General features: G+C 59.5%; 23 protein-coding genes. 18 read left to right on the forward strand and 5 right to left on the reverse strand.

What is annotated here, in order from left to right; all coding sequences use genetic code 11:
* Nucleotides 1–13 precede the first annotated feature (13 nt).
* The 3 genes from AC1DVF_RS19045 to AC1DVF_RS19055 all read left to right on the forward strand — a co-directional run bounded on the left by AC1DVF_RS19045 (nt 14) and on the right by AC1DVF_RS19055 (nt 2,959).
* Entirely contained in the window at nt 14–769 is a 756-nt protein-coding gene (locus AC1DVF_RS19045; protein WP_186623745.1) for a TPM domain-containing protein, read from the forward strand.
* 33 nt (nt 770–802) lie between these two features.
* Nucleotides 803–1,420, forward strand: coding sequence for a TPM domain-containing protein (locus AC1DVF_RS19050; RefSeq protein WP_116254496.1), 618 nt, complete (start codon nt 803–805; stop codon nt 1,418–1,420).
* A gap of 321 nt (nt 1,421–1,741) precedes the next feature.
* Entirely contained in the window at nt 1,742–2,959 is a 1,218-nt protein-coding gene (locus tag AC1DVF_RS19055; protein ID WP_320337413.1) for a class I SAM-dependent methyltransferase, read from the forward strand.
* 65 nt (nt 2,960–3,024) lie between these two features.
* On the opposite strand, the gene AC1DVF_RS19060 is transcribed toward AC1DVF_RS19055, so the two are convergent.
* The gene (locus AC1DVF_RS19060; RefSeq protein ID WP_077571479.1) at nt 3,025–3,930 is read right to left on the reverse strand and encodes a DMT family transporter; all 906 of its coding nucleotides are present in this window, start codon (nt 3,928–3,930) and stop codon (nt 3,025–3,027) included.
* 279 nt (nt 3,931–4,209) lie between these two features.
* Between AC1DVF_RS19060 and AC1DVF_RS19065 the strand changes: the two genes are divergently transcribed.
* From AC1DVF_RS19065 to AC1DVF_RS19075, 3 genes are all read left to right on the forward strand, one after another.
* Nucleotides 4,210–4,791, forward strand: a complete 582-nt coding sequence (locus tag AC1DVF_RS19065; protein ID WP_460127343.1) for a DJ-1/PfpI family protein — start codon at nt 4,210–4,212, stop codon at nt 4,789–4,791.
* Between the two features lie 13 nt (nt 4,792–4,804).
* Nucleotides 4,805–5,110, forward strand: a complete 306-nt coding sequence (locus AC1DVF_RS19070) for a ribbon-helix-helix domain-containing protein (RefSeq protein WP_099758220.1) — start codon at nt 4,805–4,807, stop codon at nt 5,108–5,110.
* Between the two features lie 183 nt (nt 5,111–5,293).
* Nucleotides 5,294–5,638: a YegP family protein gene (locus AC1DVF_RS19075; RefSeq protein ID WP_460127345.1), complete on the forward strand. Its 345-nt coding sequence runs from the start codon at nt 5,294–5,296 to the stop codon at nt 5,636–5,638.
* 141 nt (nt 5,639–5,779) lie between these two features.
* Here AC1DVF_RS19075 and AC1DVF_RS19080 read toward each other — a convergent pair whose 3' ends face one another.
* Complete coding sequence (locus tag AC1DVF_RS19080) at nt 5,780–6,661, reverse strand: dihydrodipicolinate synthase family protein (RefSeq protein WP_460127347.1); 882 nt, start codon at nt 6,659–6,661, stop codon at nt 5,780–5,782.
* Between the two features lie 22 nt (nt 6,662–6,683).
* Complete coding sequence (locus AC1DVF_RS19085; RefSeq protein WP_477782973.1) at nt 6,684–7,466, reverse strand: aldolase; 783 nt, start codon at nt 7,464–7,466, stop codon at nt 6,684–6,686.
* Nucleotides 7,467–7,572: 106 nt separating this feature from the next.
* Between AC1DVF_RS19085 and AC1DVF_RS19090 the strand changes: the two genes are divergently transcribed.
* Complete coding sequence (locus AC1DVF_RS19090) at nt 7,573–8,115, forward strand: helix-turn-helix domain-containing protein (protein ID WP_460127351.1); 543 nt, start codon at nt 7,573–7,575, stop codon at nt 8,113–8,115.
* Between the two features lie 99 nt (nt 8,116–8,214).
* Here the strand turns inward: AC1DVF_RS19090 and AC1DVF_RS19095 are convergent, their stop codons facing one another.
* Nucleotides 8,215–9,234: a DUF4917 family protein gene (locus AC1DVF_RS19095; RefSeq protein WP_477782974.1), complete on the reverse strand. Its 1,020-nt coding sequence runs from the start codon at nt 9,232–9,234 to the stop codon at nt 8,215–8,217.
* Between the two features lie 153 nt (nt 9,235–9,387).
* Between AC1DVF_RS19095 and yiaY the strand changes: the two genes are divergently transcribed.
* Nucleotides 9,388–10,536: an L-threonine dehydrogenase gene (yiaY, locus tag AC1DVF_RS19100; RefSeq protein WP_460090086.1), complete on the forward strand. Its 1,149-nt coding sequence runs from the start codon at nt 9,388–9,390 to the stop codon at nt 10,534–10,536.
* Between the two features lie 28 nt (nt 10,537–10,564).
* On the opposite strand, the gene AC1DVF_RS19105 is transcribed toward yiaY, so the two are convergent.
* Complete coding sequence (locus AC1DVF_RS19105) at nt 10,565–11,182, reverse strand: Ig-like domain-containing protein (protein ID WP_460127355.1); 618 nt, start codon at nt 11,180–11,182, stop codon at nt 10,565–10,567.
* A gap of 220 nt (nt 11,183–11,402) precedes the next feature.
* On the opposite strand from AC1DVF_RS19105, the gene AC1DVF_RS19110 reads away from it, so the two are divergent.
* The 10 genes from AC1DVF_RS19110 to AC1DVF_RS19155 all read left to right on the forward strand — a co-directional run bounded on the left by AC1DVF_RS19110 (nt 11,403) and on the right by AC1DVF_RS19155 (nt 21,935).
* The gene (locus AC1DVF_RS19110; RefSeq protein WP_477782975.1) at nt 11,403–12,680 is read left to right on the forward strand and encodes an NHL repeat-containing protein; all 1,278 of its coding nucleotides are present in this window, start codon (nt 11,403–11,405) and stop codon (nt 12,678–12,680) included.
* An 84-nt stretch (nt 12,681–12,764) separates the two neighbouring features.
* Entirely contained in the window at nt 12,765–13,676 is a 912-nt protein-coding gene (locus AC1DVF_RS19115; protein WP_460090090.1) for a LysR family transcriptional regulator, read from the forward strand.
* A gap of 250 nt (nt 13,677–13,926) precedes the next feature.
* The gene (locus AC1DVF_RS19120) at nt 13,927–15,120 is read left to right on the forward strand and encodes a CaiB/BaiF CoA transferase family protein (RefSeq protein WP_186623769.1); all 1,194 of its coding nucleotides are present in this window, start codon (nt 13,927–13,929) and stop codon (nt 15,118–15,120) included.
* Nucleotides 15,117–16,043 carry a hydroxymethylglutaryl-CoA lyase gene (locus AC1DVF_RS19125; protein WP_477782976.1) on the forward strand — a complete coding sequence of 309 codons (927 nt, stop codon included), beginning with the start codon at nt 15,117–15,119 and terminating at the stop codon, nt 16,041–16,043. The genes AC1DVF_RS19120 and AC1DVF_RS19125 overlap by 4 nt, the downstream gene beginning before the upstream one ends.
* A 172-nt stretch (nt 16,044–16,215) precedes the next feature.
* Nucleotides 16,216–17,547, forward strand: a complete 1,332-nt coding sequence (locus tag AC1DVF_RS19130) for an MFS transporter (protein ID WP_477782977.1) — start codon at nt 16,216–16,218, stop codon at nt 17,545–17,547.
* Between the two features lie 357 nt (nt 17,548–17,904).
* Nucleotides 17,905–18,633: a PA3715 family protein gene (locus AC1DVF_RS19135; protein ID WP_460090091.1), complete on the forward strand. Its 729-nt coding sequence runs from the start codon at nt 17,905–17,907 to the stop codon at nt 18,631–18,633.
* Between the two features lie 37 nt (nt 18,634–18,670).
* Nucleotides 18,671–19,387 carry a PA3715 family protein gene (locus AC1DVF_RS19140; RefSeq protein ID WP_460090092.1) on the forward strand — a complete coding sequence of 239 codons (717 nt, stop codon included), beginning with the start codon at nt 18,671–18,673 and terminating at the stop codon, nt 19,385–19,387.
* Nucleotides 19,388–19,391: 4 nt separating this feature from the next.
* Nucleotides 19,392–19,808, forward strand: a complete 417-nt coding sequence (fos, locus tag AC1DVF_RS19145; RefSeq protein ID WP_099758231.1) for a fosfomycin resistance glutathione transferase — start codon at nt 19,392–19,394, stop codon at nt 19,806–19,808.
* Nucleotides 19,809–19,867: 59 nt separating this feature from the next.
* A complete protein-coding gene (locus AC1DVF_RS19150; protein WP_460090094.1) occupies nt 19,868–20,506 on the forward strand; it encodes a LysE family translocator in 639 nt (212 codons plus the stop codon).
* Between the two features lie 79 nt (nt 20,507–20,585).
* Nucleotides 20,586–21,935 carry a sensor domain-containing protein gene (locus AC1DVF_RS19155; protein WP_477782978.1) on the forward strand — a complete coding sequence of 450 codons (1,350 nt, stop codon included), beginning with the start codon at nt 20,586–20,588 and terminating at the stop codon, nt 21,933–21,935.
* The last annotated feature ends 91 nt before the right edge of the window (nt 21,936–22,026 follow it).

Consider the following 22,026-nt stretch of genomic DNA (forward strand, 5'->3'; position numbering starts at 1 on the left):
TTCGAGGTTGTCCATGCGTGTGTTGAAAATGGGCCTGGTGCTGATGCTGTGGCTGTTCGCCGTCAGCGCCCGGGCCGAGTTGATGTTCCCGGCGCTGAGCGGGCGGGTGGTGGACGAAGCGCAGATGCTCGAGCCGTCGGTGCGCACGCAACTGACCCAGCAGTTGCAGGCCCACGAACAGGCGACCGGCGAGCAGTTGGTCGTGGTCACGCTGCCGGATCTGCAAGGCACGACCATCGAGGACTTTGGCGTTCAACTCGGGCGTCATTGGGCGATTGGTCAAAAGGACAAGAACAACGGCGCGCTGCTGATCGTTGCCCGTGACGAGCGCAAACTGCGCATCGAAGTCGGTTATGGCCTGGAGGATCGGCTGACCGATGCGCAGACTTCAGTGATCATCCATCAAGTCATCACGCCCGCGTTCAAGAGCGGCAATTTCAGCAAAGGCATCAGCGACGGCGTGGCGGCGATGCTGGTGGTACTGGGTGGCAATCCGCTCGATGAACCGTCGACGGTGTATGAGTCCACCGGTGATCCGTCCGATGATTTCATCTCGCGGCATCCGGGATTGTTCGTGTTTTTGGTGATGTTGTTCATCCTGACGGTGTTTGTCTGCCAGATGCTCGGTATCCTGCCTGCCGGCCGGGGCGGCTCTGGAGGAGGGGGCGGCTTCGGCGGTGGTGGCGGATTTGGCGGCGGCGGTGGAGGTGGAGGCTTCAGCGGCGGCGGGGGCAGTTTCGGCGGCGGTGGTTCGTCCGGCGGCTGGTGATATCAGAAGAATAATGAGCAGGCACTTTTCAACATGGCACTACTGACCGAACACGAACAACGCAAAGTCGCCGAGGCGATTGCCCGGGTCGAGCGCGACACCGACGCCGAACTGGTGACGGTGCTGGCCGCGCGCGCTGATGACTACGCGTACATCCCGCTGCTGTGGGCGAGCCTGTTGGCACTGGTGGTGCCGGGCGTCGTGCACTACCTGACCGGCTGGCTGACCCTGCGCAGTCTGCTGTTGGTGCAGTGGGGCGCGTTTATCGTGCTGTGTCTGCTGTTTCGTTTGCCGAAAATCACCACTCATTTGATCCCGCGTCGCGTGCGCCACTGGCGCGCCTCGAATCTGGCGCGGCGGCAGTTTCTAGAGCAGAACCTGCACCACACCGTGGGCAGCACGGGAATGCTGATTTTTGTGTGTGAAGCTGAGCGTTATGTGGAGATTCTGGTGGATGAGGGGATTTCCAAACGGCTGGATAACAAGAGTTGGGATGCGATTGTCGCGGCGTTTACCGAGCAGGTCAGGCAGGGGCGCACGCTGGAGGGATTTGTGACGTGTATCGAGGCGTGTGGGGAATTGCTGAAGGTGCATGTGCCGGTGACGCAGGTGAGGAATGAGTTGCCGAATCGGTTGGTGGTGTTGGCCTGATAGCCTAAAAGCCAAAGCCCCTCACCCCAGCCCTCTCCCGGAGGGAGAGGGGGCCGACCGAGGTGTTCTGCGCTCGACATCGACCTGAAAGACCGAGGCGATTATGGATTCAAAACAAATCTTTCAAACTTGAGTTCGACTCGGTATTTCAGGTCGGCGTAGCTCGAGAAAACACCTCGGTCAGTCCCCTCTACCTCTGGGAGAGGGCTAGGGTGAGGGCCGCTTTAACCAACCGTTCGGTAAATAAGAGCGTGTCCCCAACCCCCATCCCCCCTAAAATACCCGCCATTCCCGATTCCGCCCGTCCGAGGCCGCTTTTTCATGTCCGTTACTGCCCCGTCCATCAAGCCTGCGCCCGATCACCACGCCCAGTTCATCGAGCTGCTGCAAGCCAGCCTCGAACAGAACGGCTTCATCAAACTGGTGCTGGCCAAATACGTCGGCGAAGAAGTGGATCTGCAGCGAGTCATCATCAAACCGGTGACGGTCAAGGCGCAGCCGAATCTGTCGTTCGTCTATCGCTACAAAACCCGCGACATCACCAAGAATCTGCCCTTGGCTGACGGCGTGGCGGCGATTGCCGAGCTGTTGCCGGTCTCTTTCAAAAATGCGCATTTACTCGCAGTCACTGATGAAGCCCAGCTCGAATACAGCAAAAAGGGCAAGAGCTCGCTGTTCAAGAGCAAACCTCAGCAATTGCGCGAAGCACCGTCCGCTGAGCACAACCGCGAGAAAAATCGCTTCCTCGAGTTGAGCCGACCGTTCCTCAAGGATCTGGGCGTAACCAATGCGCAACATGAGCTGATCCCGGCGATGTCACGCAAGTGGAAGCAGATCAACAAGTTCATCGAAGTGTTCAGCCATGCCCTGACCTCGTCGCCGCTGGCGCTGGACAAACCGGTGCGGGTGGCAGATTTCGGTTCGGGCAAGGGCTATCTGACGTTCGCCATTCACGATTACCTGCGCAACACCTTGAAGGCCGAGGGCGAGGTCACCGGCGTCGAGTTGCGTGAGGAAATGGTCAACCTGTGCAACGCCGCTGCTGCGAAACTCGATCACCCGGGGCTGGTGTTCAAGTGCGGTGACGTGCGCAGCGTGGCGCCGAGCGAACTGGACGTGATGATCGCCCTGCATGCCTGCGACATCGCTACCGATTACGCGATCCACACCGGCATCCGTTCCGGCGCGTCGATCATCATGTGCTCGCCGTGCTGCCACAAACAGATCCGCCTGCAGATCCAGAGTCCAGCGTTGCTCAAGCCGATGCTGCAATATGGTTTGCACCTGGGGCAGCAGGCGGAAATGGTCACCGACAGCTTGCGCGCGCTGTTCCTTGAGGCCTGCGGTTACGAGACCAAGGTGTTCGAATTCATCTCGCTGGATCACACCAACAAAAACAAAATGATTCTGGCGGTGAAGCGCGCCGAGCCGGTGGACCCGGCGCAGTTGTTGGTGAAGATTCAGGAGTTGAAAGACTTCTACAACATCAGCGAGCACTGCCTGGAAACCCTGCTGCGCGCGGATGGTTACCTGGCTTGACACTGACCCTGTGGGAGCGAGCCTGCTCGCGAAGGCGGACTGACATTCAACAATGATGTTGGCTGTTACGGACCCTTCGCGAGCAGGCTCGCTCCCACATTTGATTTCACCGCGGTTTTGCGGCCGAGCATGACCGTGGCGATGACACCGCAGGCAAACACCCAGGTAATCGGCTCGACATGTTCACCAAAGAACAGCGCCGAAAACGCGATGGTGAAGAAAATCTGCAATAACTGGATCTGACTGACCCGGGCGATCCCGCCCATGGCCAGCCCTGCGTACCACGCGAAAAACCCAAGAAACTGCGAAAACAACGCCACATACCCGAACGCCCACCAGGCCTTGGCCGACACCGCGCCCTGATGTTGCAGGGCCAGATACAGCACCGGCCCGATCAACAACGGCGTCGACAGCACCAGCGCCCAGCAGATCACCTGCCAGCCGCCCATCTCCTTGGCCAACCGGCCGCCCTCGGCATAGCCCAGACCACCGACGGCAATCGCGCCGAGCATCAACAGATCACCCGCCTGAATACTGCCGGCACCGGTGTACAGCGCATATCCGAGCACCAATGCACTGCCCAGCGCCGCGCAGGCCCAGAAGGCTTTTGACGGACGTTCGTGGGACAGCCACGCGGCGTACAGCGCCACGCACAAAGGTTGCAGCCCATTGACCAGCGCACCGTGGGACGCCGGCAATGTCTGCATGGCCCAAGCCGACAACACCGGAAAACCCAGAATCACCCCGGCGATCACCAGGCTCAGGCCTTTGACTTGCTGCCACGTCGGCCATTTCTCGCGCCGCCACAAAAGCAGCAACGCCGCTGGAATCGCCGCGAACAGCGCACGCCCCAAACCGTTGAGCAGCGGATGCAGTTCCTGCACCACGATGCGGGTGAAGGGCAGGGTAAGGCTGAAGATCACCACGCCGAGCAGGCCGAGGGCCATGCCGGTGTTTTCGCGCGAGGACATGATGGGGGACCAGAATCGTAGGGCATTGGAAAGTGTCCTCATCTAGCCATAATCTGCGAATTTCGGGGTGTTACAGCTAGGCACGGACTTAGGCGTACAGTTTCAGGGCCCCTTCGCGAGCAAGCTCGCTCCCACAGGAGAATGCATTCCAAATGTGGGAGCGAGCTTGCTCGCGAAGAACGATGACACGGTCTGAGGTAGTAGCCGGTTGTTACCCGAGCCTCCGGATAAGGTCTACCTTGAATACTCCCAAGCATGTCCTCCAGAGGAGTCCTCCCCATGGCCGCGAAAAAGATCCTGATGCTGGTCGGCGATTACGTCGAAGACTACGAAGTGATGGTGCCGTTCCAGGCCCTGCAAATGGTTGGTCACACCGTCCACGCCGTGTGCCCGGACAAGGTTGCCGGTAAAACCGTGCGCACTGCGATCCATGACTTTGAAGGCGATCAGACCTACAGCGAAAAGCCCGGTCACCTGTTCGCGCTCAACTTCGATTTCGCCAAGGTCAGCGAGGCCGATTACGACGCGCTGCTGATCCCCGGTGGTCGTGCCCCGGAATACTTGCGCCTCAACGAAAAAGTCCTCGATCTGGTGCGCGCCTTCGACAAGGCCGGCAAACCGATTGCCGCCGTCTGTCACGGCGCGCAATTGCTTGCAGCGGCGGGTGTACTTGAAGGCCGCGAATGCAGCGCCTATCCGGCCTGCGCGCCGGAAGTGCGACTGGCGGGCGGCACGTACATCGATATCCCGGTGACGGACGGCCACGTTCAAGGCAATCTGGCCACAGCCCCGGCATGGCCGGCGCATCCGAGCTGGCTGGCCGGTTTCCTCGGCTTGCTCGGCACCAAAATCACCCTGTAACGAGGATCCGCCGATGTGCGAGCTCTACGTCAAGGCTGACCCGATTCTCTACGAATCACGCTCGCGTTCGCTGCGCATCTGCGGTGTGGTGACGACGTTGCGCCTGGAGAATCAGTTCTGGGACATCCTCAGCGAAATCGCCGAGGTCGACGGCATGACCACCAACCAGTTGATCGCCAAGCTGTATGAAGAGGTGATGGATTATCGCGGCGAAGTGGTGAATTTTGCCTCGTTCCTGCGGGTGAGTTGTACGCGCTATCTGAGTCAGCGGCGGGTGAATGCGCCGGAGTTGTCGGTGGTGCGGGCGGTGGTGAAATAGCCGGCACCGAGCTGCCTCATTCGCGAGCAGGCTCGCTCCCACTTTCGAGCGCGTTCTGCAACTGGAATGCGCTCCAATGTGGGAGCGAGCTTGCTCGCGAAAGGGCCGGTCCAAGCGACAGATATTCAGGACTGGTCTTTACTCTGAAGCGCCAAACCTCTCAATCGCCAAGGAGAAACGCGCATGTCCGGATGGTACGAAATCAGTAAAAGCAGCAACGGCCAGTTCAGGTTCGTGCTGAAAGCGGCGAATGCCGAAACGATTCTGACCAGCGAGCTGTACACCACTCGCGCTGCGGCCGACGGCGGCATCGCTTCGGTGCAAACCAACAGCCCGTTTGAGGAGCGCTATGAGAAGAAGTCGACGAAGGACGGCCATCCGTACTTCAACCTGAAAGCGGCCAATCATCAGATTATCGGCAGCAGTGAATCGTATTCGTCGGAGGCGGCGTGCGATAAAGGCATTGCCAGTGTGAAGGCGAACGGACCGAGCAAAGTGATTAAGGACAAGACCTTGCCGGTGCTCTGACCTCACTTTCAAATCCACCAAAATCCCCTGTGGGAGCGAGCTTGCTCGCGAAAGCGGTCGTTTACTCAACATCAATGTTGACTGAACTGACGCCTTCGCGAGCAAGCTCGCTCCCACAGGTATTTGTATATTGCAGTGAGATCAGCGCAGGGTCTTCAGGATCGTTTGCAACTGAGTCTGGCCCGCTTCACTCAGCGGAAACACCGGCAAGCGCGGATCGCCCACTTCAAGCCCGGTCTGCCGCAACCCTGCCTTGATCGTCGCCGGCAAGCCACCCTTGAGGATGAAATCCAGCAGCGGCAACTGGCGGTAAAACAAATCCCGCGCGCGATCCAGATCACCGGCCATGGCGGCCTCGTACAAGTCCAGATTCAACTGCGGGATCAAGTTCGGCGCCGCCGTGCACCAGCCTTTCGCCCCGGCCGCAAACGCTTCCAGTGCCAGCGGATTGCAGCCGTTGTAGAACGGCACCTGACCTTCGCCAAGCAGTTGCAGTTTGTGCATGCGCTGAATATCGCCGGTGCTCTCCTTGACCATGGTCACGTTTTCCACGCCTTTGACGATGCGCAAAATCAGCTCCACCGACATGTCAGTGCCGCTGGTGGCCGGGTTGTTGTAGAGCATGATCGGCACGCCGATGCGCTCGCCAATAGCGCGGTAGTGAGCGAAGATTTCCGCCTCGGTGAGCTTCCAGTACGAAGCCGGCAGCACCATTACCACATCGGCACCGTGACCTTCGGCGAAACGTGCGCGGCGCACGGCTTTGGCGGTGGTCAGGTCAGAGACGCTGACGATGGTTGGCACCCGTTTGGCGACGTGCTTGATGCTGAACTCGGCAACCTGATCCCACTCCGCATCGCTCAGATAAGCGCCTTCGCCAGTGCTGCCCAACGGCGCGATGGCGTGGACGCCGCTGTCGATCAGGCGATCGATCGATTGACCGAGCGCTGGCAGGTCCAGCCCTTCGCCGTTGGCGCCGAACGGGGTGATGGTGTAGCCGATGATGCCGTGAATAGTGGACATGGGAATCTCTCCGTAACAGATTTCAGTTCAGGCAATCGGCGTGTTGGCGCAGGTTCTGCCGGGCGTAATAGTTGAAGGCGGCGGCGTGGCGTTTCGGCTTGGCGATCCAGTCATGGGCTTCGCGACCCAGTTCGGGAATGATCGGCTTGATCGTACCGGCCGCCATCGCCAGCAGTTGCAGTTTTGCCGCGCGCTCGATCAGTTGGGCGATGACACAGGCCTCTTCAATCGTTGTGCCGGTCGACAGTTGACCGTGGTGCGAAAGCACAATCGCGCGTTTGTCGCCCAGCGCGCCGGCAATCAGCTCACCTTCTTCGTTGCCCACCGGCACACCCGGCCAGCCTTCGAGAAACGCGCAGTCGTCGTACAGCGGGCACAGGTCCATGTGGGAAATCTGCAGCGGCACTTCGAGCATCGACAACGCGGCAACGTGGGTCGGGTGGGTGTGGATGATGCAGTTCACGTCCGGCCGGGCGCGGTACACCCAGCTGTGGAAACGGTTGGCCGGGTTGGCCATGCCGTGGCCTTCGAGGACTTCCAGATCCTCGTTGACCAGCAGCAGATTACTCGCGGTGATTTCGTCGAAACCCAGCCCCAGTTGCTGCGTGTAATAGGTGCCGGGCTGAGGCCCACGGGTGGTAATTTGTCCGGCCAGACCGGAGTCGTGACCGTTCTCGAAGAGGATCCGGCAGGTCAGGGCCAGCTTTTGCCGGTCCGTCCACGTATTATCCGCCAGGCTTTTTTGCATCTGGGTCAGCGCTTGCTTGACCAGTTGGTCTTTGGGTAGTGCTAATGTCTTGGCCATGTCTGTGTCCTTTGGGTGATTGCAAATGACACGAAAGATGCTATATGACACAAAGTGTCATTAGCAAGCACAAATCGTCGCTTCCTCCATGGAATAACTGCTGCGCATGTCTATCCGTTTGAAATTATTGAGAAAAAAACTTGGCGTAACCCTTGAGGCATTGGCCGAAAAATCCGGCATGACCAAGAGTTATCTGTCCAAAGTCGAACGTGGGCTCAACACGCCGTCAATTGCTGCCGCGTTGAAACTGGCGAAAGCGCTGAACGTCAAAGTCGAGGAGTTGTTCTCCGAAGACAGCGTCAGCCTCGACAGCTACAGCCTGGTGCGCAGCCATGAGCGCCAGTCACTGGCGGCGAATGACCAGAGTCCCGGGTACGCCGTGTTGGCCCATCAGGTCAGCGAGCGCAGTCTGCTGCCGTTCATCATCTACCCGCCGAGCGAGTTCACTGACAAAACGTTCAAGGAGCATTTGGGCGAAGAGTTTCTGTTCGTCCACGAAGGGCAGGTCGAAGTGGATTTCATGAACGAAAAGGTGCTGCTGGAACGCGGTGATGCGCTGCACTTCAATGCACACAAACCGCACCGGATCCGCTCGGTGGGGGAGGTGCAGGCGCAGTTGCTGGTGGTGGTGCACAGCACTGAAGAATGAGGTGTCAGCTAAAAGCTTCGCGAGCAAGCTCGCTCCCACAGTAGTCCGCGTTCCAATGTGGGAGCGAGCTTGCTCGCGAAGGCGTCGGCGCGGTCTACATCAAACCTCGACCGGCACCGACAACTTCGGATTGCCGAGCGCATGGCTCTTGGCATCAAAAAACCGCAACTCCACACCCGTGCCCTCAAACACCTGCGCGTAATGCCGCTTCTGATGCTGAACAAACGCCGCACTGCGCGGATAAATCGAGATCGCCACCACCTTCGGTTTCGCCAGGCGCAACGCCCGCACGATGTGCGCATCCTGCTCGCCTAACGCATGACCAAAAATGCACAAGCCGTCGCCATGCCCCAACAACTGCTGATAACAGAACGACAGATAATCCGAGCTGCGAATGGTCTTGAGTTTGTCCGCACTCGGCCCTTCGGTGACGAACAGCGGCACGTCATCCAGCGTCTTGAGCGTGTTGTTGATGGCGAAGTTGCCGAGCAACGTGCCCTCGGTTGAGGTCAGCTTGCGCGCGGTGCCGTCCTGATTGCGCACCAGATGCAGACCACCGTGCAGGTACAACAAGCGCGGTTTGTCGGTGGCAGTTTCGCTCAGATCAAAACTCGCGCTGGCGCCGTTGAACAGATCGTCAATGGCCGCGCTGTTGTGTTGCAGTGCCCAGTAGTTGAGCAGGTCGTAATTGGTGGTGAACACGGTGCGATAGCGCGCCAGTTCTTCGTTCACCGTCGCCAGCGTCGAAGGCTTCACCAGTCGCCACGGAATGTGTACGGCGTGCACGGTGTTGATCAGCGCTTCCTTGATCGCGTAGTAGCGATTGCGCGGTGCCGCCGAGCTGACGGCCAACGCCTTATTGACCCGGCTGGTGGTTTTCAGTGCGCCGAGTACCTGCTCGAAACTGCGCGTTTGCATGGCGTCGAACACCGCCAGTTCCGACGGGCTGAGTGGTTTCTCCTCGACGGTTCGGGCGTTTTCGAACAGCGAGTCATAGCCGAAGTCATCCCACACCGCACGACTGGCGCCATTGCCCACCAGCAGGCCGTTGAAGTCGCTGGTGGCGCGCAAGGCGTTCCAGTCTTCGAGAGTGGCGTCGACATCCAGAAAATCGGTCATTGCACAGGCGTCTCAAAACAAAGGGCTGATGGGCGGCGACTTTATCACGAGCGGGCATTGAGCCAGATCAACATCGGTCGTGACCGATCGGTCGATCCTGTGTGCATCCGCCGGATCGGCGCAGTCGATTCGGCCTCAGTCAGGAGATGCACGATGAGCAGCACCTTTTTCATTCCGGCGGTCAACATCATGGGCAGCGGCTGCCTCGACGAGGCCATGGTCGCGATCCGCAACTACGGTTTTCGCAAGGCGCTGATCGTCACTGACACAGGTTTGGCCAAGGCCGGCGTGGCGACCATGATCGCCGAGAAGCTGGCGATGCAGGACATCGACTCGGTGATTTTCGACGGCGCCAAACCGAACCCGAGCATCGCCAATGTCGAGTCGGGTCTGGGGTTGCTCAAGGAAAGTCGCTGCGATTTCGTCGTGTCGCTGGGCGGCGGTTCGCCGCACGACTGCGCCAAAGGCATTGCCCTGTGCGCGACCAATGGCGGGCAGATCCGCGATTACGAAGGCGTCGACCAATCGAGCAAGCCGCAACTGCCGCTGATCGCGATCAATACCACCGCCGGCACCGCCAGCGAAATGACCCGCTTCTGCATCATCACCGACGAATCGCGCCACGTGAAAATGGCCATCGTCGACCGTAATGTCACGCCGCTGCTGTCGGTCAACGACCCGGCGTTGATGCTCGCCATGCCCAAAGGCCTGACCGCCGCCACTGGCATGGATGCGCTGACCCACGCCATCGAGGCTTATGTCTCGACCGCCGCCAACCCGATCACCGACGCCTGTGCGCTGAAGGCCATGACCCTGATCAGCAACAACCTGCGCCTGGCCGTGCGCGACGGCGGTGATCTCGCCGCGCGGGAAAACATGGCTTACGCGCAGTTCCTCGCCGGCATGGCCTTCAACAATGCCTCGCTCGGTTACGTGCATGCGATGGCGCATCAGTTGGGCGGTTTCTACGACTTGCCCCATGGCGTGTGTAACGCCGTGCTGCTGCCCCACGTGCAGACCTTCAATGCGCTGGTGTGTGCCGAGCGGCTGACCGATGTGGCCCACGCCATGGGTGCGGATATTCGCGGTTTCAGTGCCGAAGAGGGCGCGCAGGCGGCGATCAACGCGATCCGCTGCCTGGCCAAAGATGTCGAGATTCCCGGAGGCTTGCGTGAACTCGGCGCCAAGCTCAGTGACATTCCGGTGCTCGCCACCAATGCCCTGAAAGACGCCTGCGGTTTGACCAATCCTCGGGCGGCGGATCAGCGCCAGATCGAGGAGATTTTTCGCAACGCGTTTTGATGGGCGCGGCAGGGTTAATTCTTGAAGGTCAGGTTTTGCCCTTGCCCTTGCCTTTAGCGATCACCGTAAACTTACGAACACGGACCCAGTCGGACAAATTCCCGTTGATGTTGTGAATGGCAGATATCCGGTGCGGTCCGGGAGGTAAGGGTTTTGTAATCTGTTTACTCCATTGCTTGAGGGAGTCGACGTCGGCTTTGGCAATCATCTCGCCGGTGTCCAGATCGATAATGCTAACGAAGCCTTCAGCTTTTGTGACATTTCCGGAAAAGACCGGAACAGCGCTTACCTGTGCTCCCTCTTTTGGTTCGACAATTACCGGGACGTCGATTGCTGGCTGCAGTAGCACGGTATACCTGCGTTCGTCACTCCAGTCTGACTTGATGCCTTCCCATGTCTGGTGGGCGCGAACCCCGTGCTGACCCGTCGACTGGGCACCGCTGATGCTGAACGCCCATCGTCCATTTGCACTGACCTGTCCTGCACCGAGTGAATGCGTATTTTCAATGTTCCAGACCTGCACCAGCGCACCCGGTATACCGCTGCCGAGAAACAGTGTTGCAACTCCCGTTTTCTGGCCCTCTTCGGGGTACGTGATGGTTGGGGGCGGGACAGGTTGCGTATTGGGCTTGTCGGGAGTGCTCATTGTTCTTCTCGTTTCAGGCTGAACTTGAATCGAGAGGCTGGCATGACCGGTTGCGTTTTGAACCTGTAAGAACTACCAGTTTTTTAGCCTTTTTTACTTGATCAGTAATTTCGTTTTCTTCTAAAAAACTGTCATTTCTGTCAGTTGTCTGGTGTGGCTGCTTCGGATCGAATGCTCTGACAGCGGGGTCGACTCCGATCGCCTTGAGGAGCACACGAACATGCCGAAAGCCAAAGCACGTAAAGCACGATCAGCCGGTGAGCTGGATCAGACCTTTGCCCATTCGGGCCTGCAAACACTGCGGTTTCCAGTCGCGCGCAAAACCATCGGGAAAAGTGTCGCAGTGCTGCCTTCGGGACACATCATGGTCAGTACGACCGTCATCGATGCATCGGGAGCCTCGCATTACGGCCTGACGCGATTGCTCGCGGATGGTCATCTCGATACCAGCTTCGGCGAGGGCGGGTACCTTCGCGGTCAGTTTGTCAGGGGGCGATTGTCACAAGGCGGGAATCTGCTCGTCGGTGAGAGCGGCGTATTCTGGTTGTGCGCAGTGCTTGCAGATGCAGCAGGCAAGCTTGAGCAAATCATCGCTCGATTCAAACCGGACGGTACGCTCGATCCCGAATTTGGTGATGGACAGACAGGCTACCGAGTCGTGCCGATGCGTATTCCCGTGCTGAACAATGCCACGGGCGGCCGCTTGATATTGGCGCACTCCACTCCAGCGAAAGCGCTGCCGGACAGATTGCTTTTCGTCACCTCTCAAGGGGGCAGCGGGTTATTGACGCGTTTTTTTCTGGATGGCAAGGATGACCCGGAGTTTGCAGGCAAAGGCTGGATTCACCTGACGCTTTCCGGTGTGGCGATCACGTTGCACGGGGTTACGCAGTTGGACGATGGGCAGATTCTGGTCCATGGCAAGACTGAAGTGACCAACCAGGGTTTGGTCATGGCTTACGAGCGTTCCGGGCAGGATGCTGAGTCGTTCGGCGAGAAAGGCACGCTGCTGCTGAATCTGCACAATGCCGGCGCACCGCTCGAAAGCTCGGTGAATCGCATCGTTGGGCAATCGGCACAGCGCCTGTTGTTGATCGGATCAGCCGTCGAGTCGTCTGCCGGGGAAAAGCGTCAGCATGGCTTCATCAGCGGGATCACTCGCGACGGTAGGCCTGATTCAGCGTTCAATCGCGGGACGCCAGTCCTTACCGTTGCCGCGCAGCCACTGGATCTGAAAAGCTGGAGCGCAGGATTCGCGCTGAATGACTCCCCCGGCTCGCCAATCGTCACGGTCGGGCAGACCTCGGACGGCGAACGACGCTTACTCACCGGAGGCTTTTTGGTCGATGGCGCCGTGGATCCTGCATTTGATGTCGAAGGCGCCGCCGGTATCGAATGGATTGCGCAGGATGCCTGTCTGCAGGGTTCGTCGGTGCTGGTGCTGGGGCAGCGAAATGAAGCCGCTCACCTGGTGCGATTGCTGACAGCGGCGAGCTGACGGGGCAGGTTCATCACATTTTCGGTGTGATTGAATTCCGGGCTATCCTGCCGACTCGGACGAACCCCAGTCAGCGAGCCCTCCATGCTGCAAAAAAGCCTGATCCGCCGCCTCGACCTGATCACCCTGCAACTGTTTGTCGCCGTGCACGAAGAGGGCACGCTGACCCGCGCGGCCTCGCGCGAAGCCATCGCGGTGTCGGCGGCGAGCAAGCGCCTGATGGAGCTGGAGGAGGCGCTGGGGATCAGCCTGTACGTGCGTCAGGCCAAGGGCATGACGCTGACCCCGGCCGGGGAAACGTTGCTGCATCATGCCCGGCAGATGCTGTTCAACGTCGAGAAAATGGGCCTGGAACTCGGCGAACACAGCCACGGTGTGCGGGGTTATGTGCGCATGCTGGCGAATCTGTCGGCGATCATTCAGTTTCTTCCCGAAGACTTGCGCGATTTTTCCGCGCGGCATCCGCAGGTCAAGACCGACCTTGAAGAGCGGCCCAGCGCCGGAGTGATTCAAGGCGTGCTCGATGGCGTGGCAGATCTCGGTATCTGTTCCAACGACAGCGACACCAAAGGCTTGCACAGCGTGTTGTACCGTCAGGACAAACTGCTGGTGGTGATGCTGCCGGAGCATCCGTTGGCCACGCGCGAGTCGGTGGCGTTCGCTGAAACGCTCGACAGCGACTACGTCGGATTGCATGCCGCCAGTTCAATAAACATGCGTACTCACGCGGCGGCGCGACAGGCCGGCAAAGTCCTGCGCATTCGCATTCATGTGCCGGGGTTCGATGCGGTGTGCCGGATGGTTCAGGCCAACATGGGTATCGGCATCTTGCCGCAGCGTGCTTATGAACTGTTTGGTCAGGCGCTGGGGTTGCACGCGGTGCCGTTGACGGATGACTGGTCGGATCGCGCGTTGATTGTGGTGGTGCGGGATGAGGCGCGGTTGTCGCCGGTGAGTCGGTTGTTGTTCGAGCATTTGCGGGGGCAGGGCGCATAGATCTCCAGTGAATGTTCCGGCCTCTTCGCGAGCAAGCTCGCTCCCACAGGGATTGGTGGCGGCTACAGATTCTGTGTTCAACACATATCCATTGTGGGAGCGAGCTTGCTCGCGAAGGCGGCCTTGAATCCACCACAAACCCCCCGAGCGTTCGCATTTCGCGAACGCCCATTGCCGAGACACGGCTGGATTGCCCGATCATCGTTCCTCTAGCCTTGGCGCATATTCCAAGAACAAGAGGTACCCCGCGATGACTGCCCCCTTGAGTGCGATCAAAGTGATCGAGATCGGCACCCTGATCGCCGCGCCGTTTGCCGCGCGCATGCTCGCCGAGTTCGGCGCCGAAGTGATCAAGATCGAAGCCATGGGTCAGGGCGACCCGCTGCGCAAATGGCGCAAGCTGCACGAAGGCACGTCGCTGTGGTGGTACCTGCAATCACGCAACAAGAAATCGCTGGCACTCAATCTGAAATCCGCCGAAGGCATCGAACTGGTCAAGCAACTGGCCAGCGACGCTGACGTGATCATCGAAAACCTGCGCCCCGGTGCGCTGGAGAAACTTGGCCTCGGTTGGGACGTGCTTCACGCGCTGAACCCCAATCTCACCCTCGTGCGCATTTCCGGCTATGGCCAGACCGGCCCGTACCGTGATCGTCCCGGCTTCGGCGCGATCGGTGAAGCGATGGGCGGCATTCGTTACACCACCGGCACCCCCGGTTCGCCACCGGCGCGGGTCGGCGTCAGCCTCGGTGATTCGCTGGCCTCATTGCACGCGGTGATTGGCGCGCTGATGTCACTGTTGCGGGTCAAGACCGGGCAGGGCGGCGGACAGATCGTCGACGTGTCGCTGGCCGAAAGCGTGTTCAACGTCATGGAAAGTCTGGTGCCGGAATACGACATGCAGGGCCATGTCCGCGAACGCAGCGGCGGCGCGTTGCCGGGTATCGCACCGTCCAATACTTACCTGACGGCTGACGGGGCCTATGTGGTGATTGCCGGCAACAGCGACCCGATCTACAAGCGTCTGATGCACACCATTGGCCGCGAAGACCTGGCTGACGCAGAGGAATTCGCCCACAACGACGGTCGCGCCGCCAAGAGCGGTTTGCTCGACGCCGCCATCACCCACTGGACCAGCAGCCTGCCGATCGACGACGTGCTCGCGGCGCTGGAAGCGGCTGAAGTGCCGGCCGGGCGCATTTATTCGGTGGCCGACATCGTTGCCGATCCGCACTATCAGGCACGCGACATGCTGCTCAGTGCCGAGTTGCCCGGCGGTGCAACAGTGAAGATGCCCGGCATCGTCCCTAAACTCTCGGAAACCCCCGGCGGCGTGAACTGGTCGGGGCCAAAACTCGGCCAGCACACCGACGGTATTCTTGCCGGCCTCGGCCTGACTGAACTCGATATCGAACGCCTGAAAAGCCAAGGGGTGGTGCAATGATCACGGACTATTCGCAAACCCTGATCGTCCAGGAAGTCTCGCCGCGCGACGGTTTGCAGATCGAGCCGACCTGGGTGGAAACCGCTGACAAGATCGCCCTGATCGATGAGCTGTCACTGGCCGGTTTCAGCCGTATCGAGGCCGGTTCGTTCGTGTCGCCGAAAGCCATTCCGGCGCTGCGTGATGGCGAGCAAGTCTTCAGCGGCATTCAACGCCAGCCTGGGGTGATTTACGTCGCGCTGATTCCCAACCTCAAAGGTGCGCAGCGTGCACTGGAGGCGGGCGCCGATGAACTGAATCTGGTGATGTCCGCCAGCCAGACGCACAACATGGCCAATATGCGCATGCGCTGTGACGACTCGTTGGCGGCGTTCGGTGACATCGTTTCGTTCGCCAGCGGTTCCGGTGTGCGCCTCAACGGTAGCATCGCCACCACGTTCGGTTGTCCGTTCGAAGGTCAGATCGACGAGGACCGCGTGCTGCAGATCGTCGACGCGTATCAGGAACTCGGCATTGCCGGCATCACCCTCGCCGACACCACTGGCATGGCCAATCCGCGTCAGGTAGATCGCTTGGTGCGGCGGGTGTTGCAGCGGGTCTCGCCGGCCGATCTGACCCTGCATTTTCACAACACCCGGGGTCTGGGGCTGTGCAATGTGCTGGCGGCTTACGAGGTGGGCGCGCGGCGTTTCGATGCCGCACTCGGTGGCCTTGGTGGCTGCCCGTTTGCGCCAGGTGCGTCGGGCAATATCTGCACTGAAGACCTGGTGAACCTGTGCGATGAAATCGGCATTCACACCGGCATCGACTTGCCGCTGTTGCTGAAACTCTCGCGTGGCTTGCCGGAACTGTTGGGCCACGAAGTCCCCGGTCAACTGGCCAAGGCCGGGCGCAACGGCGACCTGCACCCGATCCCCACCTGACAACACCAATCCCTTTGTAGGAGTGAGCCTGCTCGCGATAGCGGTGTATCAATCACCGCAAATGTTGCCTGACACACCGCTATCGCGAGCAGGCTCACTCCTACAGTTAAAAACGCATACCAGACAACAAAAACAATCGGACGCCCACTGGCAGTCCGTCTGGAGAAAAGCCATGAGCCTCAATGTAATGGAGGCGGGCGCGAGTCCGTCCGTCGATCACGACGCCGAAAAAGCCCTGGTCAGCAAAGTCGCCTGGCGCCTGATGCCGCTGATCATGGTCTGCTATCTGTTCGCTTTCTTCGACCGCATCAACATCAGCTTCGCCAAGTTCCAGTTGCAGACCGACCTGAGCCTGAGCGACACCGCTTACGGCCTCGGTGCCGGGCTGTTCGTGGTCGGTTACGTGCTGTTCGAAGTGCCGAGCAACATGATGCTGTACAAAGTTGGCGCACGGCGCTGGATTGCCCGAATCATGATGTCCTGGGGCGTGGCGACGGCAGCGATGGTGTTCGTCAACAGCGAATGGCAGTTCTACGCGCTGCGCTTTGTGATCGGCGCGATGGAAGCCGGGTTTGCCCCGGGCGTGCTGTATTACCTGACGCTGTGGTTCCCGCAGCACTTCCGTGGGCGCATCACCTCGATGCTGTTTCTGGCTTCGGCGTTTGCCGGTCTGGTTGGTGCGCCGTTCTCCGGGCTGGTGCTGGAACACCTCGACGGTGTTCTGCAAATGCGCGGCTGGCACTGGTTGTTCCTGCTCGGCGGCGTGCCGTGTATCGGCCTCGGTTTTCTGGTGCTGATGCTGCTCAAGGATCGCATCGAGGACGCGCACTGGCTAAGCGCTGACGAGAAGAAACTGCTGTCCAGCCGCATCGCCCAGCATGAACCGCACAAGAACGGCGGCTCGTTGCTCGCGGCGTTGAAGATTCCCGGATTTTTGACCTTGGGGCTGATCTATTTTCTGATCCAGGTCGCGTCCTACGGCTTGAACTTCTGGGCGCCACAGTTGATCCGCAGCGCCGGTACCGAGAGCCCGGTGATGATCGGTCTGCTGACGGCCATTCCGTACATTTGCGGGGCGATCAGCATGGTGGTGATCGGGCGTTTGTCGGATGCCACCGGTGAGCGGCGCAAGTTTGTCGCCGGGCTGGTCATCGTCGGCGCGATCGGATTTTTCAGTGCGGGAATTTTCGCCAGTCACACCACGTTTTTGATCGTTGCTCTTGGCTTGCTTGGCGCCGGGATCATCGCCTCGATTCCGAGCTTCTGGACGCTGCCACCGAAGTTGTTGGCCGGTGCTGGCGCTGGTGCAGCGGGCGGGATTGCGGTGATCAACACACTTGGGCAGTTTGGCGGGATCGTCAGCCCGGTGATGGTCGGACGGATCAAGGATTTGACCGGCAGCACCACGCCGGCGCTGTATGTCATTGGCGTGGCGGCGCTGGTCGCTGCGGCACTGTTACTGTGGGCCTTGCCGCAGAAATTGCGCACGCTCGATAAGTTCTGAGATCTGCGGTGTCTGCAATGACGCCTTCGCGAGCAGGCTCGCTCCCACATGTGATCGCATTTCTCCAGTTGGAATTCGGCACCTGTGGGAGCGGGCCTGCTCGCGAAGACTGACTTCCAGACACTGAAAAATCACGGATTGGTTCCATCAGTTAACAGCCACCCCATTTTTCTCAAACACACGAATCAACACCACCCTGGCAATCGCCAACATCGCCCCAACACCCGCAACGCCGTCAACAACTTCTCGCTACCAAGCGGGAAATGCGCTTTGGTCTACTGATGATTCGGTTGAAAGGGCCGATACAGCAGGGGATAGTGCGCGGCTGAAAAAGTAATCAAGGAGCGGGAAGTGACAATGAAGTCTGGCTGGATCGGATGTGCGGCATTGTGCGGGTGGTTGCTGGCGGGGCAGGCATTGGCCGATTGCACGCCGGCGGTAGTGTCGGGGGATCTGGATTTTTCGGTTTGTAAGGATTGGCCGGCCTATCCAGGGCAGACCCTCAGCGCCACCGCCAGGTTCGAGCGAGCTTCCGATTATGTCGAGGGAAACTCGCACGGCTTTTACGATGTTGATTTGTCTGTATTACAGGATGGACGATCAGTTCCTCTCGCCACTTATCATCAAGCCGCTGCTTTCGAAACTGACGGCGTAGCCTTGGTGGAACTGGCACTCGATACTGCACGCTACAAACTTGCTGCCGATTTCCGTGCCTTCGGTATGCGTGCCCGTGTCACCAATGGATCCCGTCTTAATCCTTTGGAAGAGGTTCAACTCTCGCTTTACGTGAGAGAGGGCGCAACGTTGCGTCCAGTCCTGAGCCGGTTGCTAGTCTCGCAATACAGCGGCGAATGGAATGATGTTTGCGAAGGTGAACGCAGCGAAACTATCAGAACGGTGGAAGTCGCCAAAACAAGCTCCCATGGTTACGCGGATCTGATCGTCAAGACTCAGCAAACCGGCACAAGCAGCGTGGGCGACGCAGAGGCTTGTGAAGATAAAATCACCCATTACCCACCCGTTCTCACAACATTGCGTTATGACGGAAAGTCTTACGTCTTGCCGCAAGGCTTCAAAGGCCTTTAACCGGCCTGCTTAACACGACTCTTATCAAGGAAGAACAATGCTCACGCCCATCCGACTCCTTATCGCCCTCAGTATTCTGGTCCTCGCTCCTCAAGCCCAGGCCGCGTGCCAGACCAAAGACTTCGACGGCAAATCCCTGTCGCGCTGCAAAGTCTGGCCCGCCGTGCAGAATCAGGCGATCGCAGTCAAATCCACCTACCTTGCCGACGCCGGCGACGATGATGCCGGGGTGTTCGATCTGGATCTTTCGATCGTCAATGCGAGCACTTACAACACCGTCGCCACTTACCGTAAACCGGGGGCATACAACTCCGATGCCGTGCGCTTTGAGGATCTGCGCATCGACACCGCCCGTTATCGACTGGCGCCGGAGGTTCGGGCTTTCGGTCTGCGTTCAAAGTTCGCGCACAGTTCCCACGCCATTCCCTACGAGAAAACCGATCTGGCGCTGTATGTTCGCGAAGGCAATGAGTTGCGTCCGGTGCTGGAGGGCTTGGTGGTTGCCAAGAGCAACGGTGAGTTCATGAATGATTGCGAAGGCTACACAAAGACCATTCGCCGAACCGTCGAGATCGGCTCTTCCAGCCATCATGGTCTGGCCGATTTGATCGTCACCACCAACGGCAGCAAAATGAAAAACACGCAGTCGGGTAAAGAGTGCCTTTCCAAGACCACCCGCTTGAAGCAAAAACAGATCACCCTGACCTACGACGGCCAGCAATACATCGTCCCCGAAGACCTCAGAGGCTACTGACCCGATGCTCACCGGCCTCAACCACCTGACCCTCGCGGTCAGCGATTTGAATCGCAGCCTCGCCTTCTACCGTGATCTGCTGCAGTTGCGCGTCGAAGCCACGTGGGATGCCGGTGCCTACCTGTCGCTGCCGGGACTGTGGTTGTGCCTGTCGCTTGATCCGCTGCGTTCGAGTCAACCGTGCGCCGATTACACCCATTACGCTTTCAGCCTCAATGCAGCCGATTTCTCAACGTTCGTAGCAAAGCTAAAAGCGGCGAACGTGCGTGAATGGCGAGATAACCGCAGCGAAGGTGCATCGTTCTATTTCCTCGATCCCGATGGCCACAAGCTCGAAGCCCATGTCGGCGATCTCGCTTCACGGCTGTCGGCGTGTCGGCAAAAACCGTACGCCGGCATGCGTTTTTACGACGAGTCATGATCAGACACATTTGTCTGTTATAGACTGGCGGCCACGTGTTCTGGCGCTGCAGGTTTTCCATGACTTCATCGTTGCTAATGGCCGTGCTGGCCTCGGGTTTCATTTACGGCATTACGCCAGGGCCGGGTGTGCTAGCGGTGTTCGGCATCGGTGCAGCCCACGGGCGGCGGGCCGGGGCGGGGTTTCTTTGCGGGCATCTGCTCGGCGATGTGGTCTGGTGCAGCACCGCGCTGATCGCGATTGTCGGCGCCCGCGAGATCGGCAGCACCGCGTTTGATGTGCTCGGTGTGCTCAGCGGTGTGTACCTGTTCTGGCTCGGCTGGCGCGCGGTGCGCGCCCAGCGTCGCAGCGGTGACGAGCCGCAGGGCGCGGCGCGCAATCCGTTCTGGCACGGCATTCTGTTTGGTTTGACCAATCCCAAGGCCTATCCGGTGGCGGTCGCAACGTTCACCGCGCTGCTGTCGAGCCGTGCCGAACTGCTCAACTGGTCGATGCTGCCGGCGCTGATTGCGCTGAGTTTCCTCGGTGGCTTGCTGGCCTACGCTATTCTCATCGGCGTGGTCGGCGCGCAGCGGGTACGCACGCTGTATCAGCGCCACGAACTGTTGATCACCCGGCTGTGCGGCGTGATGTTTATCGGTTTCGCCATCAACGCGCTGATGCATGCGCTGCCGGGGCTGATGCCGAACAAGGCTTGAAAGTGAGTGCAGGGAGGCGCAATCACGAGGTCAGGGAAGGTTGATCAGTGCTGCATTACCCGGACACCCACGCTGAACCATGGAAAGCCGAAATTCCGCGCCGCTGGCGAGTTTTATCGATCTGTTGCTGGACGCCGTTTGCGCGGTCGACAAGCAGGGGCGCTTTGTTTTCGTCAGTGCCGCCTGCGAGCGTGTTTTCGGCTATTCGCCTGAAGAGTTGATCGGCCGGCAAATGATTGAGCTGGTGCACCCGGCGGATCGTCAGCGCACTCTCGCGGCTGCCAGCGAGATCATGGGCGGCGAACCCAAGCTCAACTTCGAAAACCGTTACTTGCGCAAGGATGGCAGCGTCGTGCATATCCTCTGGTCAGCGCGCTGGTCGGAAGTCGATCAACTGCGCATCGCCGTGGCGCGCGATATCACCGAGCGCAAGCAGGCCGAATCGCGCCAAGCTGCGCTCTATGCGATATCCGAAGCGGCCCATGCGGCTGAGGATCTGCTGGCGCTGTTCAAGCGTATTCATCTGATCATCGGCGAATGGCTGCCGGCGATGAATTTTTCCGTGGCGCTGTACGACGAGCACTGCGCACAACTGAATTTCCCCTATCACGTCGACGATGACGAATTGCAGCCCGAGCAACCGGGCACCGTCACCGGGCGGCTGTGCACGGAAGTTATCCGTAGCGGCCAGCCGATTCTTCTGACCCCGGACAGCCCGGATTCCCCAGCCGATTTCGCCGAACTGGTGGCCGGGCAGCACGCGCCGTGCTGGCTCGGCGTGCCGTTGAGTTCGAAAAACGGCACCATCGGCGCCTTGATCGTCAAAAGCCTGCCCGGCGGCGAGCGCTACACCGAGCAAGACAAGGAACTGTTGCAATACGTCTGCGCCCAAGTCGCCACCGCCATCGAGCGCCAGCAACTGCACGCTCGCCTGCGACGCATGGCCCAATACGATCAACTGACGCAACTGCCCAACCGTGAATTGCTGCGTGATCGCCTGAAAGCCGCGTTGGCCGGCGCTCGCGAGCAATCCGGGCATATGGCCTTGTTATATGTCGACCTGGATCGCTTCAAACAGGTCAACGACACCTTCGGTCACGCGGTCGGCGACATGCTCCTGCAAACCGTGGCCAACCGCCTAAAAGGCTGCGTGCGGGAAACCGACACCGTGGCCAGAATTGGCGGCGATGAATTTGTCGTGCTGCTGCACAGCGTGCAGGTTTCGGAAGATGCTGACGGCGTGGCGGAAAAAATCCGACAGGTACTGGTACAACCAATGCGCCTCGATGGCCACAACCTGCACATCGAACCCAGCATCGGGGTCGCCCGCTATCCAGAGCACGGCAGGGAGGAACAGCAGTTGTTCCGCCATGCCGATCAGGCGATGTACGCCGCCAAACGCTTGAATCATCACGCGCTCAATGGCTGAAAAAGCGGCGCCGTTCGTCGCAGCGACTGCAATTTTTCTAAACCTTTGCCGGTCAGAAAATTCTCAATCTAGGCGGGCACCTGCTCGCCAC

It is taken from the genome of Pseudomonas sp. P4_D7 (assembly GCF_056401755.1).

Bases quoted from the DNA above. Each gene is read 5' to 3' on its own strand.
- AC1DVF_RS19095 (WP_477782974.1), bottom strand. From the start codon at position 9,234: ATGACCGATTTTCTGGATGTCGACGCCACTCTCGAAGACTGGAACGCC.
- AC1DVF_RS19075 (WP_460127345.1), top strand. From the start codon at position 5,294: ATGTCCGGATGGTACGAAATCAGTAAAAGCAGCAACGGCCAGTTCAGG.
- AC1DVF_RS19065 (WP_460127343.1), top strand. From the start codon at position 4,210: ATGGCCGCGAAAAAGATCCTGATGCTGGTCGGCGATTACGTCGAAGAC.
- AC1DVF_RS19090 (WP_460127351.1), top strand. From the start codon at position 7,573: ATGTCTATCCGTTTGAAATTATTGAGAAAAAAACTTGGCGTAACCCTT.
- AC1DVF_RS19105 (WP_460127355.1), bottom strand. From the start codon at position 11,182: ATGAGCACTCCCGACAAGCCCAATACGCAACCTGTCCCGCCCCCAACC.
- AC1DVF_RS19110 (WP_477782975.1), top strand. From the start codon at position 11,403: ATGCCGAAAGCCAAAGCACGTAAAGCACGATCAGCCGGTGAGCTGGAT.
- AC1DVF_RS19070 (WP_099758220.1), top strand. From the start codon at position 4,805: ATGTGCGAGCTCTACGTCAAGGCTGACCCGATTCTCTACGAATCACGC.
- AC1DVF_RS19055 (WP_320337413.1), top strand. From the start codon at position 1,742: ATGTCCGTTACTGCCCCGTCCATCAAGCCTGCGCCCGATCACCACGCC.
- AC1DVF_RS19080 (WP_460127347.1), bottom strand. From the start codon at position 6,661: ATGTCCACTATTCACGGCATCATCGGCTACACCATCACCCCGTTCGGC.
- AC1DVF_RS19125 (WP_477782976.1), top strand. From the start codon at position 15,117: ATGATCACGGACTATTCGCAAACCCTGATCGTCCAGGAAGTCTCGCCG.
- AC1DVF_RS19120 (WP_186623769.1), top strand. From the start codon at position 13,927: ATGACTGCCCCCTTGAGTGCGATCAAAGTGATCGAGATCGGCACCCTG.
- AC1DVF_RS19130 (WP_477782977.1), top strand. From the start codon at position 16,216: ATGAGCCTCAATGTAATGGAGGCGGGCGCGAGTCCGTCCGTCGATCAC.
- AC1DVF_RS19060 (WP_077571479.1), bottom strand. From the start codon at position 3,930: ATGTCCTCGCGCGAAAACACCGGCATGGCCCTCGGCCTGCTCGGCGTG.
- AC1DVF_RS19115 (WP_460090090.1), top strand. From the start codon at position 12,765: ATGCTGCAAAAAAGCCTGATCCGCCGCCTCGACCTGATCACCCTGCAA.
- AC1DVF_RS19135 (WP_460090091.1), top strand. From the start codon at position 17,905: ATGAAGTCTGGCTGGATCGGATGTGCGGCATTGTGCGGGTGGTTGCTG.
- AC1DVF_RS19140 (WP_460090092.1), top strand. From the start codon at position 18,671: ATGCTCACGCCCATCCGACTCCTTATCGCCCTCAGTATTCTGGTCCTC.
- yiaY (WP_460090086.1), top strand. From the start codon at position 9,388: ATGAGCAGCACCTTTTTCATTCCGGCGGTCAACATCATGGGCAGCGGC.
- fos (WP_099758231.1), top strand. From the start codon at position 19,392: ATGCTCACCGGCCTCAACCACCTGACCCTCGCGGTCAGCGATTTGAAT.
- AC1DVF_RS19085 (WP_477782973.1), bottom strand. From the start codon at position 7,466: ATGGCCAAGACATTAGCACTACCCAAAGACCAACTGGTCAAGCAAGCG.
- AC1DVF_RS19150 (WP_460090094.1), top strand. From the start codon at position 19,868: ATGACTTCATCGTTGCTAATGGCCGTGCTGGCCTCGGGTTTCATTTAC.
- AC1DVF_RS19045 (WP_186623745.1), top strand. From the start codon at position 14: ATGCGTGTGTTGAAAATGGGCCTGGTGCTGATGCTGTGGCTGTTCGCC.
- AC1DVF_RS19050 (WP_116254496.1), top strand. From the start codon at position 803: ATGGCACTACTGACCGAACACGAACAACGCAAAGTCGCCGAGGCGATT.
- AC1DVF_RS19155 (WP_477782978.1), top strand. From the start codon at position 20,586: ATGGAAAGCCGAAATTCCGCGCCGCTGGCGAGTTTTATCGATCTGTTG.